Genomic DNA, 18559 nt, shown 5'->3' on the forward strand with positions numbered 1-18559 from the left:
GATGCTGCCCTTTCGAGACGGTCTTGCGCCTCTGAGACTGCTTCTGCCGCATGGTGATCCGGCCACCACCATCGTCGAATATCTCGAACGTGAGATGCCCGACGACGATTGGCGTCGGGCAATCGGCGACGCCGAACTGGTGGACGAGAAGAGTCGGCCCATAACTTTGGATACTCGCTACCGCGCCGGTAGCCAGGTGTACTTCTATCGTGTTCCGGCGCACGAGGTTCCGGTGCCGTTCGAGATCGGCATCCTGCACGAGGACGACGACCTGTTGGTGGTCGACAAGCCACATTTCCTCGCCACCATCCCGCGTGGTCGGCACGTCACCGAAACCGCGACCGTGCGCCTACGCAGGCAGTTCGACTACCCCGACCTCACGCCCGCGCATCGACTCGATCGCGCCACCGCGGGAGTGCTGCTCTTCACCAAGACCAAGCATGCCCGACGGCCGTATCAGGAACTTTTCTCCTCGCGGAACGTCACCAAGGAATACGAGGCCGTCGCGGGTTTCGATGCAGCACTGCAGTTTCCGTGCGTCGTGCAGAGCAGGATCCTCAAGGAACACGGTGTCATGACGGCGTACGAGGAGCCGGGGGAGCTAAACAGTGAAACCAGAATCGAGCTCATCGACACTCTCGGCGACCTCGCCCGCTATCGACTCTTTCCCAAGACGGGTAAGACCCATCAGCTGCGAATCCATCTGTCGTCGTTGGGGATTCCCATCGTCAACGATCCGTACTATCCGGTGTACACATCGACTCCAGCCGACGACTTCACTCGGCCGTTGCAACTCCTGGCCCGGGCACTGGACTTCACCGACCCGCTCACCGGCGAACAGCGGCGATTCGCCAGCGCCCGAGAACTCCAGCTCTGACGCTCAGGAATCGTTCGTTCGGACGATGGTGACAATTCGGGCGCGAGGTTAGCGTGACGGGCAGATATGTCCGATGGAAGAACAGAGGAGAACTGCGTGAAGCGTCGTATTGCTGTTGTGTTGGGAGCTGCCGTCATCGCCATAGCGTCGCCAGCGGTCGCGGTGGCCGATACCGGAAGCGTGAGCACCGGTAGCGCGAGCGGTGCGTTGGGCGGTTTCGAGATGCTGTCGCGGCTCTGGGAGGCCTGCTCGGTGACCATCTTCACCGGACAGTGCACCGGAATCGTCGCAACGGACGTGACCTACTGGTAACGCGTGCCTTGAGCCGAGCCCTCCGCCTAAACCCCTGAACCGACAAACGCGCGCGCGTTCGCCGGACGCTCGCGGAATAGGTGACCATTCCGCTCGCATCCAGCAAACGCGCGCGCGTGTGCGTGGAGCCTGAGCCCTACTTCGCCAGCGACCGCGCCATTCCGCGTTCGACGGCGGCGACCAGCTGCGGTCGTAGTTCGGCGGCGGGGACGATGTGGTGCACCGATCCGACGCTCTGTGCGCGTTGAATGTTGTGGATGGCCTCGAATTCGGCCGCCACTTCACCCAGTTTGGCGTTGCGGGCGTTCGCTCGCACGGTTGCCAGCTCGACGCGCAGTGCCGAGCGGGTGGCGTCGTCCTCGGCTGCGTTCAGTCGTGCTTCGAGCTCCTTGACGTCGGCGTCCGCTGCGGTGCGGGCGTTGACGTCGCGGGTGAACACCACTGCGGCTGCCGGGGCACCGCCGAGTACGGAGGCGAAGGAGCCCTCGACCGCGAGGACCTCCATGTTGTCGTTGAGTGCTCCGGAGAACACCACGAACGCGCCGCCGTGGTAACGCGAGACGACACAGAACACGACCGGTCCCTCGAAGTTGACGATGGCGCGGCCGATTTCGGCTCCGTATTCGAGCTGGATGTTGCGCAGCGATTCCGGCGATCCGTCGAAGCCGGAGAGGTTGGCCAGCACCACGATCGGCCGGCTTCCGCTGGCGGCGTTGATGGCGCGGGCCGTCTTCTTCGACGAGTTCGGGAACAGGGTTCCCGAGGTCCACTGATCCGGGCCGTCGGAGGGGAACCAGCCCTTGCGGGGGATGGCCCGCGACTCGATGCCGATCACGGACACCGGGATCCCGGCGAGGTGGGCGTCGAACACCACCGAAGTGTCGGCGTCGGCCATGTCGGCCCACCGCTCGAGTACCGAGTGGTCCTGGTCGACCACGGCGCGCATCACGGTGCGAATGTCGAACGGCTTCTTGCGGTCCGGGTTGGTGACCGAGGAGAAGATGTCGCCGACGGTGGTGAAGTCGCTGGACGGGTGCACGTGCGGGTAGGTGCGCACGTCCCGCTCGGTCGGGTCTGCGGTGGCCGCTCGGCGCGGGAAGCGTTCTCCCGGAGCGGCATACGCGTGGTCGTAGTGCGCGAACAGGATGTCGCACGCGGCCCTCAGGTTCGGTGCCCAGTACTGCGCCTGGCCGTTGGGGCCCATGACGCGGTCGTAGCCACCGATACCGAAGTTGTCCTCGGCCGAGACGCCACCGGAGTAGTCGAGCGACTGCTTACCGGTGAGCACCATCGCACTGTCGGGGGTCATCACCAGGATGCCCTTGGTGTGGGTGAGCATCGTGGCTTCGGCGTTCCAGTACGGCTGCGCGCCGACGTTGATGCCTGCGACGACGATGTTGATCTCTCCGCCGGCCTGCGTGAAGGTGATGATGCGACGCAGACCACGCGAGACCCAGTCCATGTTCTCGGTGCCCGATTCCATGGAAATCGTTGCGCCGGAGGACAATGCGAACCATTCGACGGGTGCGCCGAGCTGCTCGGCGAGGTCGATGGCCGCGACGATCCGCGAGCACTCGGCCTCGGCAACGGTGCCCAGTGCCTTGGTCGGGTCACCGAACAGCGCGACGCGGGTGATGCCCTCGGGGTACTTGGCAGTGGGTGTGGTCGCGACGCCGACGATGACGCCCGCAGTGTTGCGGCCGTAGGGGCGGTCGACCGGTGCGAGCACGCCGTCGGAGCCGAAGTCGTACTCGGTGAACGTGCCGCCGTTGCTGCTGAGCAACGGAATCAGCTCGTACGGGTAGACGGTGCCGCGGGCCTGCGAGCGCTGCACCTTCTGGGTGTACTCGTCGAGCGGACGCATCGGCTCGGTCGGCGGCGGGGTCACCTTGGCCACGATGCCTGCACCGGAGCGGTACGACAGGCGCAGTGCGACCTCGCGTGGCGTCGCGCCCGGCGTTTCGGCCAGACGTGCGATGAGCGTGATCTCCTCGAGGCCAGCACCGATCGTCAGCGGCGCGATGTGCCGGGCGATGGTGGCGATGCGGTCTGCGGGAACGTTCAGTACCGGCCAGACGTAGAGCACGACGCGGTTGGCGTCGAGCCGCTTCTTGCCGCGCCCGGCCTGGGCGCGCCGGATTCCGTCGAGACAGGCCGCGACTGTCCGTTCGATCTCGGGTACCGCGACGATGTTGCCGGCGTCGTCCAACTGTGTTGTGATGCCGCGGATCTCGGCCAGTGCGACCAGTCGTTCCTCGGACGGGTTGTCCTTCGACGTCAGGTGGAACAGGTACGTTCCGGCGCTGGCGGGCAGGCGAACTCCGTCGAAGTTCTTCAGTCGCCACAGGTCCAGTCGCTGACCGGTCAGCGGGTGCATGTCCCGGATGATCGTGTCCTCGGCGAGCGGCTCGGACCCCTCGACCGTGGTGCGACGGTAGGTCATCTTTCGCGCGGCGGAACCGAAGGCGGTCACCGTGACGCGACGCCAGCGGCCGGTGCCCGGGTGGGCGGCGAGGACGGCCTGAAGCTGGGCCGAGAGCTCGTCGCCGTCGGTGGGAGCGTCCGGCCAGGACAGGTAGAGGTCCACGGCCAGGTTCTCCGGTGCCGGTCCGGCGATGTCGTCGACCGAGTCCAGAGTCGCTGCAAGCGAGTCGAAATCGGTTGCGGTGGACACCAGATGCAGCCGTTCACCCGAGAGCTCGAAGTTGCCGGTGACGAAGTGCTTGCCGTCGCGGTCGAAGGCTTTGACGTCTTCGAGGGTGCGGATCTCGTAGTACTGGCGGGTGATCACCTCGAGCAGGGCACCGGGATCGGTGATCCGTTGTGCCAGTAGCTCGATGAGCGGTTCCGGGGTGGCGACGAGCGCGGCGATACGGGCCGAGTAGTCGGCCGCGTCGGGGTTCTCGGCGAGGTACTGCAGGCTGCCGCGGACGCCGTCGTAGATCTTCTCGCGTGCACTGCGGATCTGTGGCTCGTCGAACAACCGGAAGCGCAGGTTGCGCGCGACGTCGCCGATCACCGGGTAACGGGCCTGGGTGGCACCGATCAGTCGCTCGAGTACCTCGGCCATGGCCGGAGTCGCCTCGGGCTGCGCCGAGCAGTCACTGAGCCAGTGGCCGAGTAGGGCGGCGATGACCGGAACCTGGTTCTCCATGCGCTGCAGAGCCAGGAAGACGCGGTAGACAGCCTCTTCGAGCTCGGGCGTACGACCCTCGTCGATGGCAGCGTCGTAGTGCGCCAGGGCGCGAGTGAGCTTGGCGCGGAACGAATCCGGGAGACCCTGCACGTCTGCGTCGAGCGAGTGCAGGAACGAGTGGAAGTGCTCGCGCGGGGAGTGCACGCGCTCGTCGGTGCTCTCCTCGTCCATCGTCGGCCGGTTGCGGGAGAGCTCGCAGATATCGGCGAACGTGTTGAGCAGATCCAGCTCGGCGGAGACCAACCCTGCATCGTTGCGCGGCACGTCGGCGCGCAGAGTTTCGTAGGTGGACAACAGGTTTCGTGCGCGGGCTCCGCTGACGTCGAAGCCGGTGATGAGGGCGGCGAGTTCGTCGAGTCGGTCCAGGGCGCGACGCTGCGGAGAACGCTGCGCTGCGTCGTCGATACCGCGGAACTGTACGCGTGGTGCCTGCTCGGAGACCTTCTGCTCACCGGCCTGATCGACGCGCAGCAGCGCGGCTCCGGCGTCGACCTGTCCGTTGACCGAGGCCAGTACCTCGCGCACGGTGCCCGCGTACGGGGACCGGACGGCGGTTTCCATCTTCATCGACTCCAGGACGACGAGTGTCTGTCCCGCCTCGACCTCGTCGCCGACGGCAACGGGCACGGCCACTACGACGGCGGGTGCCGGTGCGCGGACCAGGCCGGCCTCGTCCTGTGAGATCTGGTGGCTGATGCCGTCGACCTCGACGAGGAAGTGCGCGGGTCCGGCGACGGTGACCACCTGGTAGCGACGGTCACCGATGACCAGACGGCTCTCGTAGACGCCGAGGCGTTCGACGTCGACCTGCAAATCACCGATGCCGTCCCCGTCGATGCTGTAGCGGTGGGTGCCGGTCTGGCCGACCTCGAGCTTGTAGGCCTGGCCCTGGTAGTTCAATTCGACCGTGCGGCCGATGGCATGGGTGGCGCGCGGACGGCCACCGCGGGCGGAGTTGAGGAACGCGGTGCGCTCGCGGCCTTCCTCGGCGTCGTACGCGTCGATCGCTGCGGCGACGATCGCGATGTCGGCCACGGCCGTCGGGCCCACCTGCGAGCCGGCCTCGGTGCGGTCGAGCCAGCCGGTATCGGCGGAGGCGGAGATGACTTCCTCGCGGTCGAGCAAGCTGAGCAGGAACGACTTGGTGGTGGTGCCGCCGTCGATGACGACGGTGGTCTCGCGCAGCGCGTTGCGCAGTCGCGCGAGCGCTTCGCTGCGGTCGCGGCCCCAGGCGATGACCTTGGCGACCATCGAGTCGTAGTCGGGAGGAATGACGTCGCCCTGCGCGATGCCGGTGTCGACGCGGATGCCGGTGCCGAGAGGGAACTTGAGCAGCTCGACGGTGCCGGGAGCCGGAGCGAAGCCGTTGTCTGCGTCCTCGGCGTTGAGGCGGGCCTCGACGGCGTGGCCGAATTCGGTGGGGCACTCGCCGGGCAGTGCCTGGCCGTCGGCGACGAGGATCTGCAGCTTCACCAGGTCGATGCCGGTGGTGTATTCGGTGATGGGGTGCTCGACCTGGAGGCGGGTGTTGACCTCGAGGAACGTGAAGATCTTCTGCTCGGGCTGGTACAGGTATTCGACGGTGCCTGCGCCCTGGTATCCGGCGGCCTTGACGAGCTCGGCCGAGGCGGTGCGCAGCTGATCGGCCTGCTCCTTGGTCAGCAGCGGTGAGCTGGACTCCTCGATGACCTTTTGGTTGCGGCGCTGGATCGAGCAGTCGCGCACGCCCGGGGCCCATACGTTGCCGTGACTGTCGGCGATCACCTGAACCTCGACGTGGCGGGCATCGGTGACGAGACGTTCGAGGAAGACGACGGGGTCACCGAACGAGCGCTCGGCCTCACCCTGAGTGCGTTCGAGGGAGAGTTCGAGTTCGTCCTCGTGGAAGACCTTGCGGATACCGCGACCGCCGCCGCCCGAGCGGGCCTTGATGATCAGCGGGTAGCCGATCGCCGCTGCGTGACGACGAGCGTCCGCGCGGGTCTCGACGGGTCCGCCGGACCACGGTGCGACGGGGACGCCGACCTTTTCTGCGAGGATCTTGGCCTCGACCTTGTCGCCGAGCAGACGCATCGCGTCGGCGGACGGGCCGATGAAGGTGATGTTCAGGCGAGCGACGAGGTCCGCGAACGTCGGGTCCTCGGCAACGAAGCCCCAGCCGACCCACACCGCGTCGGCACCGGACTCCACCAGCGCTGCTTCGAGTACGTCGTAGTCCAGGTACGCCGATCCGGTGGCAGGCTTACGCAGCGTGACCGCTTCGTCGGCCTGGCGGACGAACATCGCCCGCTTCTCCGCCTCGGTGTGCAGCGCTACGGTGCGGATGCCGTAATCGTGTTCGGCGTTGAGCTCTCGGACGGCTCGGATCAGGCGTACAGCCGCCTCGCCTCGGTTGACTACTGCAATCCGCTTGAACAACGTATCTCTCTTCGCTCGGTGTGGGCGCACCGCCTCGGTGCACTCGATGGAACGTGAATCGGTGCCGGGCATGTCGATTTCTTGCTCATCATGTGGCACCCCGATTGGCTCATTCTAACGGCAATCAAGCCCTGTGCATCGCCAACGGCGTTCGGCGTGAGTGTGATTGATCACCAAGTATCGAATCCTATTCTGTGGCAGGCTCTTTCGTTCGAGATGGATCGCGAGCATCTGCACGTCCCGCCAACGTACTCGCGAGTAGCGTTGGCGGGAGGCGTAATTCGCGATTCGAGGAACAAGTTTGCTACCGGCGAGTACATTACCGGCGGGTACAACCCGAGCCGCCGGCTGAAACTGCTCGTCCGGTCGCCGAGTGCGGTCTCCCTCACCCGCCCTTTTCGGTCGTATTCGGCAGTCGCAGCGCATTGACCCACAGCCTCGTAGCCGTCGCGAGCAGGCTCTCGTACTCCGCAGGTGCGCGGTCGTCCGCGGCGTCGACGACGAAGTGATTGAACGCAAGCCTGCTGATCATCGACGACAGAGCGCGGGAGGCGAGCACAGGATCGAGTTCGGCGTCGGCCAGGCCCCGGCTCTGCAGGCTCTCGATGCTTCGGGCGTTGCGTCTGACGAAGGCATCGGCGCGTTCGCGTCGGAGACGTCGGAACTCGGGATCGATGTTCGAGACCTGCTCGAGCAGTGCCATCAGCTTCGCGTTGCGCTGGTAGGCCTCGAAGTAGGCGCGGTTGCTTGCGGCCACGACGGCAACCGGATCGTCGTGCGGGTCCACTCGCTCGGTACCGGGATGCAGCATGTCGTCCCTGGCCTGCTCGAGCACTGCGGCCAGGATCTCTTCCTTGCTGGTGAAGTAGGTGTAGAAGGTGCCGGCGGAGCATCGAGCGGCGCGGGTGATGTCGATCAGGCGAGAGTCGAGGTAGCCGCTGTCCTCGAAGACTCGACGCGCGGCCGCAACGAGCGAGGATCGGGTTCGCAGTCCGCGCGGGGTGGTCGGCAGCTCCCGATTCGGCAGCTCACGGTCTGGCTCCGTCGCGGCAGGCATTCAGTCTTTATACGTCATTGTTCGCGAGCATCCGGGCGGATGAACCGGGTGAATCTCACCCCGCTGTCGAATTGGCGTGATTCGACGTGCTCGAACAGCTGGGCGGGGAACGGATCGGGGCCGATGCCGGACGAGAACAGGCCGATGCCGCGGCCGAGCACCACGGGGTTGACCTTGAGAAACAGTTCGTCGATCTCGGGCAACAGTTGACCGGCCAGATTTCCGCCGCCGCAGATCCAGACGTCGAGCTCGGACTGCTCGGCTTTGAGACTTCTGACGAGTCCGATCGGGTCCTCGTTCACCACGGTGAGAGTCGGGTCGTCCGACGGGGCGAGGGTGCGAGAGAGAACGTATTGGCGCAGGTGGGGATAGGGGCTGGCGATCCCGACGTCGAGCGCTGGTTGCAACGTCTCGCGGCCCATGACGAGGGTGTCGAATCGAGCGGGCGGAGCGTCCAGGCCGAATGCGGCCCGTACGTGAACCGGCAACGTCTCGGGCAGTTCGGTCTTGATCGCTTCGAGGTGATCGCCTTCCATCACGAAACTGTCGTAGGTGCCGTCCGGCGCGGCGATGAACCCGTCGAGGGTGACGGCGATGTAGTAGACCAGCTTGCGCATTCGGCTCCTGTCGTGGTTCGGCCCGTGGGAAGTCCGTGGGCCGACGCGTCCGCTGTGGTGAATCCAGCGACCGAAGTGGGTCTTTGTGACCCAGCACTAGAACGTATTTTGTGCGCTCAGGACGCGACGAACAACTGGTTTTCAACGGCTAGTGTGGCCCGGGTGTGCAAACACCGTCCCTGAAATGGACGACCATTCGAGTATCTGTGGGGAAACTGTGACGGCTGCAGCGGCTACCGGTCGTGAACACGACGACGAGCTCAAGAGCAGGGTTCAACGCCTGCTGCGCTTCCTTCGCGAAATCGTCGAGGCGCGTTCGAACCCGGTGCTGCGTTTCGACGACCACGTGCAGGTCGAGTGGGTGCACGCCGGGGACGTTCCCATGCAGCTCGACCCGCGAGCCAAACAGGGTGGTGTGGTGCTCCGCGCGCCGCGGATCGCCGTCGACGAGCCGCCCGAGCCGCCCGCGTTGCTGTCGGGTTGGCTCGATCCCCAGGTCGTCGCAGACAGTCGTTATCGCGAACTCGAGCTGGCCGACGCGGCGTCGGTGACGTCCCGCCGTCGGGCCGAGGCGCAGGAATCCGATGCCGAGTTCGATATTCGCAAGGCCTACGAGATCAAGCAGGCCTTCGAGGAGTACTCGGAGTCGTGGAAGGAATGGGCGCAGGAGGATCGGGACCGGCGTCCGCAGGCCGCGCTGTACCAGGCTCTGCAACTGATGATGCAGGAGCTCGCGTCGCGACCCGAGTCGATCGAACTGGTGGTGGCCTCGGGGCTGCTGACGTCGAGCAGCCCCGATCCGCAGCGCAGCGTCCGAACCCACCTGATCACGCAGTCGGCCAGCATCGAACGGGACGTGCGTACCGGTGATCTTCTGGTTCGCCTCGCGGCCAGCACCACCCCGCGGCTGGAGGACGGCCAGCTGCTGACGGGTTCGGACGATTTCGATACGTCCGTTTCGGTGGCGATGGCCGAAGAACTGCACGACACGGTCGCGTCGCCGATCGGTGCCGGGGTCGAGAAGTTCTTGAGGAACTGGGCTGCGCGAATTCCGCGGCACGAGATCGAGGTGCTCGATCACCTCGGACCGCCCGGAGCCCTGGCCTACATCGACGACGACCGAACTCTGACCATCTCACCGGCGTTGGTTCTCCGGGTCCGCGATTCGTTCGCGCTGGTGGAGTACTACGAGCAGATGCTCGCCGACCTCGAATTCGCCGGTTCTCCCGTGCCTCTGGGGCTCGCGCAGCTGGTCGACGCCATCGAGCCCGCCGAACGGTTGGCGTGGCTCGAACGCACCGGGGCGGGGGAGTCGGCGGTACTGGCCGAGGACCCGCTGTTTCCGCTGCCCGCCAACGCGGAGCAGTCGCAGATCATCGAACGGCTCGGGCGTGACAGCGGCGTCGTGGTCGAGGGCCCGCCGGGGACGGGCAAGACACACACCATCGCGAATCTGATGTCCGGGCTGTTGGCGCGCGGTCAGCGGGTCCTGGTCACTAGTGAAAAGTCACAAGCTTTGCGGGTGCTGCGGGACAAGCTTCCACCGGAGCTGCAGGAGCTCTGCGTGTCCATCACCGACCTCTCGCGCGGTGGATCGGACGAGCTCAACCGAAGCGTTGCCAAGATCGCCGAGCGGAAGACCTCCTTCGACGAGGCCAGTGAGGTGCAGAAGATCGAGGCGCTGACGATGCAGCGCGGAGCAGCTCTGACTCGGCGGGCCGACCTGCTCGATCGTGTCCGTGCTCTCCGTGAGTCCGAAACCGTTGTGCACGAGTACGTGTCGGACGGATACGACGGCACGGTGTCATCGATAGTTCGCAAGGTCAAAGCGGCCGAGAGCGCCCACGAATGGCTGCCGGGCCCCCTGCTCGCCGATCGGCCACCGCTCGACGGTGCCCAGGTCGATCGGCTGCGCACGCTCATCGTCGGGTCCGACGGCACTCGGGAACTGCGCGCGCGTCAGGTGCTCCCGCGTCCGGAGACAATGCTGCCGAACTCGGCCGAACTCGCGTCGCTCTGCCTGCGAGCAGGGGCACGGATCGATGCTCTCTCGACGCACGCAGCCGATCTCGTCGCGTTGCTCGACGGTGTGGAACCAGCGGTGTCCTCCGAGATCAGGCAGCTGTGCGAGGAGCTTTCGGCCCGGGTTCGAGCGGTCGCCGAACTGGACGGTTCCTACGTGCGACTGACCGATTCCGTGTTGTCCGGCGAAGCCTCCCACCTGTGGTCTCGGGTCAGCGGGATCGACGCTATGGTCGAGACGGCCGCTGCCTCCGACCGCTACGTCGGTGCCCACGATGTCCAGTGCTCCTCGAGTTCGCCCACGGCTCTGACCGCGATGGATGCACTCGCCGGCGCGCTCGAGTCGGGTATCGAATGGAAGCCCCGGTTCCGTCGCAGCGAGGAACAGAAGGCAGTCGAGGCTCTCGACATCGTCGCCACCGTGGACGGGCAACCCGCCACGACGGCGATGGCTGTACGCCTGGTGGCCGAACACATCCGTGCGCTCGAGACCGTGCAGACCGCAGCTGTGCTGCTGGCCGACCTTGCCATCGTCGTTCCGCTCGACGGCACGCGTTCGATTCGAGTCAACAACGTGGCGAGAATTGCCGACCGGCTGGGCCTGGTGTCTGCACTGGTCTCCGCTCGCGATGCCCTGGTGCACCGGCTGTACGCCATTTCGCCTGCGGCACCGTGGATTCGGAGCTTGGCCGAAGCTCAGGAGATCGCCGGGGCCGCCCGTGCCATCGCCACGCGCATCGACATCGATGCCGCGCGTGCCGAGCTCGATGCCCTGCAATACGCAGTGGCCACTCGCATCGATGCCGGGCCTTCGCCCGAGGGATCGAATCTGGTGAGTGCGTTCAGTGCTGCCGATCCGCTGGAACTGGCGGCCGCTGTCGCAGCGTATTCGCAGGCGTGTGCCGAGCAAGAGGATCAGTTTCTGCTCGACTCGATGTCGGCGTCGCTGTCCGAGGTGGCACCCGCATTGTTCGAACTGGTCAGGGACACCGCCGGCGATGTCGAATGGGACGAGCTGAGCTGGCAGATGTCGAAGGCCTGGGCGTGGCGTCGGGCACGCGAGTGGGTCGGTGAGCAGCACCACGGCGGTCTCGAGCAGGAACTGGAAGCCGAGCTGACCGCTGCGGATACCGACATCGCCTACCTCACAACGCGTCTCGCCGCAGCCAGTGCCTGGCGCAACAGTCTCGAACGAATGACCGCCGTCGAGGTGCGTGCGCTGCAGACGTACCGTGAGCACATCTCGAGCATCGGTTCCGGGGCCGGCAAATACGCCGAAACCTACCGCAGCGCAGCGCGATCGGCGATGCGTGAAGCGCAGAGCGCCGTGCCCGCCTGGGTCATGCCACTCTCGCAGGTGCTGGCATCGATTCCGCCGGTGCCGGACAGTTTCGACGTGGTCATCGTCGACGAGGCGAGTCAGGCCGACATCACCAGTCTCTTCCTGCTGTACCTTGCTCCCCGCGTGATCGTGGTGGGTGACGACCGGCAGTGTGCGCCAGCCGAAGTTCCGCAGACCGGAACTCTCGAGGACGTGTTCGATCGGTTGGACGTCTACCTGCCCGATCTACCCGAACACGTGCGTGCGACGCTGACGCCCAGGTCGAGCCTGTTCTCCATGCTGCGCACCAGGTTCGGTCAGGTGGTGCGGTTGCGTGAGCACTTCCGGTCGATGCCCGAGATCATCAACTGGTCGAGTCAGCAGTTCTACGGAGATTCCCCGCTCGTTCCCGTGCGGCAGTTCGGCGCGGACAGGCTGCCGCCGTTGCGGCACACGTACGTTCGCGGAGCGACGGTCAGCGGAAAGAATGCTTCGCTCGTCAACCGCACCGAGGCGATCGCGATCGCCGACCAGATCGCCGAGTGTCTCGAGGACTCTGCCTACGACAACCTGACCTTCGGAGTGGTTGTGCTGCAGGGACAATCGCAGGTCGACGAAATTCGCAACGAACTGATCAAACGCATCGGCATCGAACAGTGGGAACAGCGCAGGCTTCGCGTGGGGACGCCACCGGACTTCCAGGGCGACGAACGCAACGTCGTGTTCCTGTCGATGGTGGTGGCACCCGATCAGAATTTCGCCACTCTGACAGCCAATCAGTACAAGCGGCGGTTCAACGTGGCAGCGTCGCGAGCACAGGATCAGCTGTGGCTGTTCCACTCGGTGACGGTCGATCGGCTCAAGCGCGCGGATCTTCGCAACTCGTTGCTGAGCTACGTCACCTCCGTCTCGCCCGCGCCTGCCGATCCGATGCCGGTGAACGTCTCACGCGAGATACGGAAGGCCCCTTTCGAGACGCTGCTGGAGCAGCAGTTGTGGAACGACCTCGTCGAGCGCGGGTTCCACGTCAATCCCGGTGTGGAAGTGAACAATCGGCGTCTGGCCCTTGTCGTCACGGGTGAATCCTCACGTCTCGCCGTCGAATGCGACGTCGATTCGTTCTCGACCACCCCCGCGCAACGATCGGCGGATCTGCAACGCGAGCAGGAACTCAAGCGATGCGGGTGGACGTTCTGGCGCGTGCGGGAATCGGAGTACCACCTCGATCGTGACGGTGCTCTCGACAGTCTGTGGTTCACCCTCGCGCGATTGGGAATCAAGCCCGGTGCCGTTGGTGCGGAAGGCGGAACGGCGTCCGAGGAGACCTGGACACCGGTACCGCTCGAGTCCTCGCAGTTCGACGATTCCGGGGCTTTCGAGGCTGCGACACGAACGAACGCACCCGTTCGGCATGATTCGGTGCTGTCTCTGTGGACGATGCCCCGCCTCGACATACCTAGCGACAACACCGCCGACACCGACACCACGAACGGAACCGGCACATCCAGACGGTCGGGGTCGACCAACGGAACCGGTGCTGCGAACGGTTCGAGCACGATCGACGCGACCGGAGGTCCGCGCGCGTCCACACCCCCGACAGCACCGAAAGAGCGTGCCGCAGATGCGGACTCGGACGGACCGGGTGCATCCGATTCGGTCGACAGCTCCGAAGAAGTGCGGGGCGCGGTCGACGGTGTCGAATCGAGTGGTGGCGTCGAGGAGTCCGAGAGCTCGGTCGACGAGGTGGTCGCCGAGCACCAACTGCCTCTCAACGGACTGCGGGGATACACCACGCGCCGCAGCCCGTAGGTGTAGTCCGCGGGAGTCGCGGCCCGTCAGCGTGCAGCTCGTTACCGTCGTAGTCTGGTTCGCGGTATTCGCGCACGTTCGAGCAAAGAGGGTCTCCGCCGATGGCAGATCGACAGACGCAGGGGCTGCACGCCGACAGGGCGGTGCCCGAACGGCCCGACCGAACACTTCGTCGGCGAATCATGCTGCCGGCCACGGTCGTTGCCCTGTGTGCGGTGCTGTTCGGGCTGCCCATGTGGACCGTGCTGTTCGCGGGTGCGCATTGGCCGCCGGTGGTTCGGCTGCTCGGCGCGGCACTGGTGATCGCTGCCGCGCTCGCCTTGCCCACCGCGATGTATCTCGGTCACCGGCCCGGCATCGAGGGGGACAGGAAGGACGCCTGGGCGCGTCTCGGCGACGTCCTGTTGGGTCTCGCCTGGATCGCGTTCGTATGGTCGGCGCTCTCACTGTTGCTCAGGCTCGGGCTGTGGGCGGCCGGTGTCGACGATCCATTGCGGTCGCGAATAACGGCGGCGGCGACGGTGACCGTGATCGTCGGCCTTGCCCTCTGGGGCCATTACGAGGCCATGCGCACTCCGCGCGTTCGGCACACGAGCGTCAGCATTGCCCGGCTCGGTGCCCGATTCGACGGCCTGCGAGTCGTCCTGGTCACCGACACCCACTTCGGTCCGGTGAACCGAACCGTGTGGTCGAGGCGACTGACCGACGCCGTCAACGCGCTCGAACCGGACGTGCTCGCGCACGTCGGCGACATTGCCGACGGTTCCGTGTCCACGCGCAGGCAACAGGCTGCGCCGCTGGAATCGATGCGCGCGTCCGCCGCCCGCGTCTACGTCACCGGTAATCACGAGTATTTCGGTGAGGCGCAGGAGTGGCTGGACCACATGCAGAGCATCGGGTGGAACGCGCTGCACAATCGTCATGTCGTGCTGCATCGAGGTGACGATGCCTTGGTCATCGCCGGTGTTGACGACGCCACGGCAGCAGGGTCGGGTGCCCCCGGCCACGGTGCCGATCTGGCTGGGGCACTGGCCGGGGCCGATCCGTCGATCCCGGTGTTGCTGCTGGCCCACCAGCCGAAACAGATCGGCGACGCCGTCCGAGCGGGCGTCGATCTGCAGGTGTCCGGCCACACCCACGGCGGTCAGATCTGGCCGTTCGCGGCATTGGTTCGACTGGACCAGCCGGTGGTGCACGGATTGAGCAGGCATGGAGCGCGTACGCAGCTCTACACCAGTCGGGGGTCGGGATTCTGGGGGCCGCCGTTCCGGGTGTTCGCACCGAGTGAGATCTCGGTCCTGACGTTGGTGGCAGGCTGACGCGTCGGCACCTGGCAGTATCGGACGGGTGAGGCACACGGGAGAGATCCAGGTAGTCGCAACCGATCTCGACGGCACGCTACTTCGTTCGGATCGAACGGTGTCGGCGCGGACGGCAGATGCGATGGCCGCGGCCGAAGCCGCCGGCATCCGGGTGGTGTGGGCGACGGCGCGGGCGCGGCACTCCATCGCCGAGCTTGCGGCGTCGTGTGGGTTCACCGGTACGGCAGTGGGAGCGAACGGTGCGGTGGTGCTGGACCTTGCCGATGGCAGCCCGGTCATCGTCGCGACCAGGTCGGTGCCGACGGAGACGGTCGCGGCTGTCACCTCCGCCGTTCGATCTCTGGTTCCCGGCGTGGCGTTCGCAACTGTGGGTGCCACTCGTTTCGTCGCCGAGTCGCGATACGCGGAGCTGTGTGTCTTCGCCGACCATCACCGCCACCCGCACGAGATGGAGCTGTCGGAGGACGGTCTGTCGGCCGACATCGAGCCGACAGTCAAAATTGTTGCACGACACAGTGATACGCCGAGCGAGGAGTTGTACGCGTTGGTGGCCGAGGCAGGTCTCGTCGGTGTGGAGCTGACGCACTCCGGGGCACCGTACATCGAGATGTCCGCCGCCGGGGTATCCAAGGCCACTGCTCTGGCGGAGTTGTGCGAACAGTGGGGCGTAGCTCAGGACGACGTGGCAGCGGTGGGAGATGCGCGCAACGACCTTCCCATGCTGGCGTGGGCCGGTACCGCGCTGTGTCCATCGAATGCTGCGGAGCCGGTGCGCGCTGTGGCCGATCGTGTACTGCATTCGCACGACGACGATGCGGTTGCCCGCTATCTCGAAGAACTCACCGAGCGTCGAGTGCAGCGGTAGTCGTTCGCGATACTGTTCTCGGTCGACCGGCCTTCGACCCATCTGGGTCCGACATCACGGATGGCGTTGTCTCGGAACAGATCGCTTTGTCTCCGAACAACAGTGACCTGCTGTGTGGAGTCGTCGAGGTAGGTTCGGCGGACGCCGGTAGCCTCGGTCGTGCCGAATCGACCACCACGAAGGGCCTGCAGTGAACGACTCTCCCACGACCCGACCGTCCGAACCCACCACGATCGCCGAGTATCTCGACGCTCATGCACTGCAGGTGTTGCCGCTGGACGGCGCTGCGGCGGCCGATCTCGGCATCACGGTGCCGGTTCCCGCGGGGTGGCAGACGCTCGATCCGGCACAGTTTCCCGGTGCGACCCAAGTGACGGTCGAGCCGAACCTGGTGGAGAACGGTTTCGCGCCGAATGCTGTCTTGCTGGTCGGGAAGCTCTCTCACTCCATCGACCCGGAAGCGTTGATGGCGTTGGGTTTCGGTGACGGGCGCGCGATGCCCGGGTGGGTCGAGCGGGAGGCGAGTACGGCGTCGTGGGTCGGTTGGCCGTCACGGTTCATTCGGGGCACCTACGTCGCCCAAGGGCTCGCGGCTGCGGTGACGACGCGCTACGCAGTGGTCGGCGAGGGAGCCCAGTACTTGGTCCAGTTGACCGTGACGACGCTCGAGTCTCAGCTGGATGCGCTCGCATTCGACGTGTCCGCGATCAACGACGGACTGACGCTTCCCGCGGCGTAGAGGCACTCGGATTTTCTATGCCAACCCCGTGCTGTCGGGCCGGGAAAGATGCAGTCGGGCGGACGCCCCGGCGACCGAGCCGCAGCAGTCCAGGGCGCACGGAGTCTGCCCCGCGCGAGAGTAGGCGATGCCTGTCCGCTCTATCGCCGCAGACGGCGTCCGAGTGCGCCGGGCAGCGACACCTGGGTATGCCGCACCGATCCGGCTAGGGTCGTTCGCATGTCGATCAGAACCGGCCGCGTTCGGCACCTGTCGGTGGTGCCGGATATCCCCGAAGCCGACGAGCCGGCCGAACCCAGCGCAACGGAGGGTGCCGCGCGTGGCCTGGCGAATCTGGTGCTGAGGGTGAGTATCGATCACACGCGGCCGTCGATCTGGCGACGAGTGCGCGTGCGATCGGATCTGTTGTTGTCCGAGTTGCATTCGGTACTGCAGATCGCCGTGGGCTGGGAAGACCGACACCTGCACGCATTCAGTGTCAGAACCGCGGGGGCGACCCGACGGTTCGAAATGCAGGAGACCCTCGACGACGAACCGGACGACGATGCCTCCAGCGAGGAGCGGGTACGCGTCGACGAGGTGTTGACGCACCCGGGATCCGTCATGACGTACGAATACGATTTCGGTGACGGGTGGACCCACACGGTCGAGCTGGAACACGAGGACTCCGATATCGACGACCTTCGTTCGATCTGTCTCGACGGTGCCCGCGCGTGTCCTCCCGAGTCGTCGGGCGGTCCGTCGCGCTATACCCAGGCGCTGGACATCGCGGCAGACTCGTCCGACCCCGAACACTCCGAACTTCTCTCCCAGTGGGGTCCGACGTTCGACCCGGCCCGTTTCGAGGTCGATGCAGTCAACCGCGTGCTGCAATCCGCAGATGTCGGTAGGTCCACGCTCGCCGAAGCTGTCGCGGCCGCACCGGCCATCGGGCGACTGTTCGACCGAGTACGACCCACCCAGGTGCCGTCACTGATGGCGTTGCTGCCCCGGTGCGAGCTCACCGTCGAGAGCTCGGTGGACCTGCCGGTTGCCGAGATCGCGATGGCCAAGCTCACCTGGTTCCTCCGAAAGGTCGGCGACGGCGGCGCTGTCCTCACCGATGCCGGCTACCTCAAGCCCGCGTTCGTGGCAGCGATCCGCGACGAGCTCGATTGGGGTCTGGGGTGGGTGGGGTCGAGCAGCCGCGAGATCGACCACCATCAGGTCACCGACTTGCGCGAGGCGGTCCGACACCTCGGGTTGACCCGCATCGCGAAGGGGCGGCTGCTGCGCACGAAGCTCGGCGAATCACTGGCCGACGACCCGATCGGCATGTGGCGGCATGCGGCCTCGCGGCTTCCGCTGGGGAGGGAGACATACGAGACCGATGCCGCGACGCTGTTCCTGATCTCCCTGGCCGCATCGGCCTCAGCGGCCCACCGCAACGAGATGCTGATCGAGACGGTCTCCGAATTGGGCTGGGCCAGTGAGGATTCCGGTGTGTTCGACGCGAAGTTTGCTGCTCAGACGACCATGAGCTTTCTCGACCTCATCGGTGCCCATGGCCCGAGCTTCTACTTTCGGGAAGCCGTAACGGACTCACCGAGTTGGTCCCGTCGATTTGCACGCGACGCTTTGTCCAGTTGACCGCCGATTCCGAGGCGTTCGGTGCCGTCTCGGCCGGCTCGACGCGTCTGCAGCGCCCTGACCTGCCGATTTGCGTGTGTGGGGTTGGTGGCGTAACTTTTGTCGAGTCAGAGCGACGGACACCGACCCGGTCTTCACGGACTGGGTGAACGAGGTTGGACGTGTGGCTCGGCAGGTTTTATCCCCCAAGAGTCGGGCCTTGTGTCCGAGACCAAGCTGGGATAGGCTGGAACAGTTGCCCTTGAGGCCGACGGACTGTGTGTTCGTGGGGTTCGAGTGTGTGCGTGTTCTTTGAGAACTCAACAGTGTGTCGATGAATGTCAGTGCCGAATTTTATTTGGTGAAAGCATTCGATGTATCAGCCATCCGCTTGTG

The 18559-nt window shown here is 65.7% G+C and carries 10 protein-coding genes; 7 read left to right on the forward strand and 3 right to left on the reverse strand.

The annotated features are described in order from the left end of the window. Position 1 precedes the first annotated feature (1 nt). Positions 2-877, forward strand: a complete 876-nt coding sequence (locus CH268_RS21315; protein WP_094665836.1) for a pseudouridine synthase — start codon at positions 2-4, stop codon at positions 875-877. 96 nt (positions 878-973) lie between these two features. Further along, on the forward strand, positions 974-1189 hold the full coding sequence (locus tag CH268_RS21320) for a hypothetical protein (protein ID WP_094665822.1): 216 nt from the start codon (positions 974-976) through the stop codon (positions 1187-1189). 136 nt (positions 1190-1325) lie between these two features. On the opposite strand, the gene CH268_RS21325 is transcribed toward CH268_RS21320, so the two are convergent. The 3 genes from CH268_RS21325 to CH268_RS21335 form a co-directional block, all read right to left on the reverse strand. Continuing rightward, positions 1326-6803, reverse strand: a complete 5478-nt coding sequence (locus tag CH268_RS21325; protein ID WP_094665837.1) for an ATP-binding protein — start codon at positions 6801-6803, stop codon at positions 1326-1328. 385 nt (positions 6804-7188) lie between these two features. Continuing rightward, positions 7189-7860, reverse strand: coding sequence for a TetR/AcrR family transcriptional regulator (locus CH268_RS21330; protein WP_094665823.1), 672 nt, complete (start codon positions 7858-7860; stop codon positions 7189-7191). 14 nt (positions 7861-7874) lie between these two features. Next, positions 7875-8477: a dihydrofolate reductase family protein gene (locus tag CH268_RS21335; RefSeq protein WP_094665824.1), complete on the reverse strand. Its 603-nt coding sequence runs from the start codon at positions 8475-8477 to the stop codon at positions 7875-7877. A 184-nt stretch (positions 8478-8661) separates the two neighbouring features. Between CH268_RS21335 and CH268_RS21340 the strand changes: the two genes are divergently transcribed. The 5 genes from CH268_RS21340 (at position 8662) to CH268_RS21360 (ending at position 18184) form a co-directional block, all read left to right on the forward strand. Beyond that, the gene (locus CH268_RS21340) at positions 8662-13629 is read left to right on the forward strand and encodes an AAA domain-containing protein (protein WP_094665825.1); all 4968 of its coding nucleotides are present in this window, start codon (positions 8662-8664) and stop codon (positions 13627-13629) included. A gap of 101 nt (positions 13630-13730) precedes the next feature. Continuing rightward, on the forward strand, positions 13731-14948 hold the full coding sequence (locus CH268_RS21345; protein WP_094665826.1) for a metallophosphoesterase: 1218 nt from the start codon (positions 13731-13733) through the stop codon (positions 14946-14948). A 28-nt stretch (positions 14949-14976) separates the two neighbouring features. Continuing rightward, positions 14977-15816, forward strand: coding sequence for an HAD family hydrolase (locus tag CH268_RS21350; RefSeq protein WP_027497968.1), 840 nt, complete (start codon positions 14977-14979; stop codon positions 15814-15816). Between the two features lie 190 nt (positions 15817-16006). After that, the gene (locus CH268_RS21355; RefSeq protein WP_052061704.1) at positions 16007-16555 is read left to right on the forward strand and encodes an LpqN/LpqT family lipoprotein; all 549 of its coding nucleotides are present in this window, start codon (positions 16007-16009) and stop codon (positions 16553-16555) included. A 219-nt stretch (positions 16556-16774) separates the two neighbouring features. Then, the gene (locus CH268_RS21360; protein WP_094665827.1) at positions 16775-18184 is read left to right on the forward strand and encodes a plasmid pRiA4b ORF-3 family protein; all 1410 of its coding nucleotides are present in this window, start codon (positions 16775-16777) and stop codon (positions 18182-18184) included. The last annotated feature ends 375 nt before the right edge of the window (positions 18185-18559 follow it).

Source organism: Rhodococcus sp. 06-1460-1B (genome assembly GCF_002258475.1).
In the GTDB taxonomy this organism is placed as follows: Bacteria; Actinomycetota; Actinomycetes; order Mycobacteriales; family Mycobacteriaceae; genus Rhodococcoides; species Rhodococcoides fascians.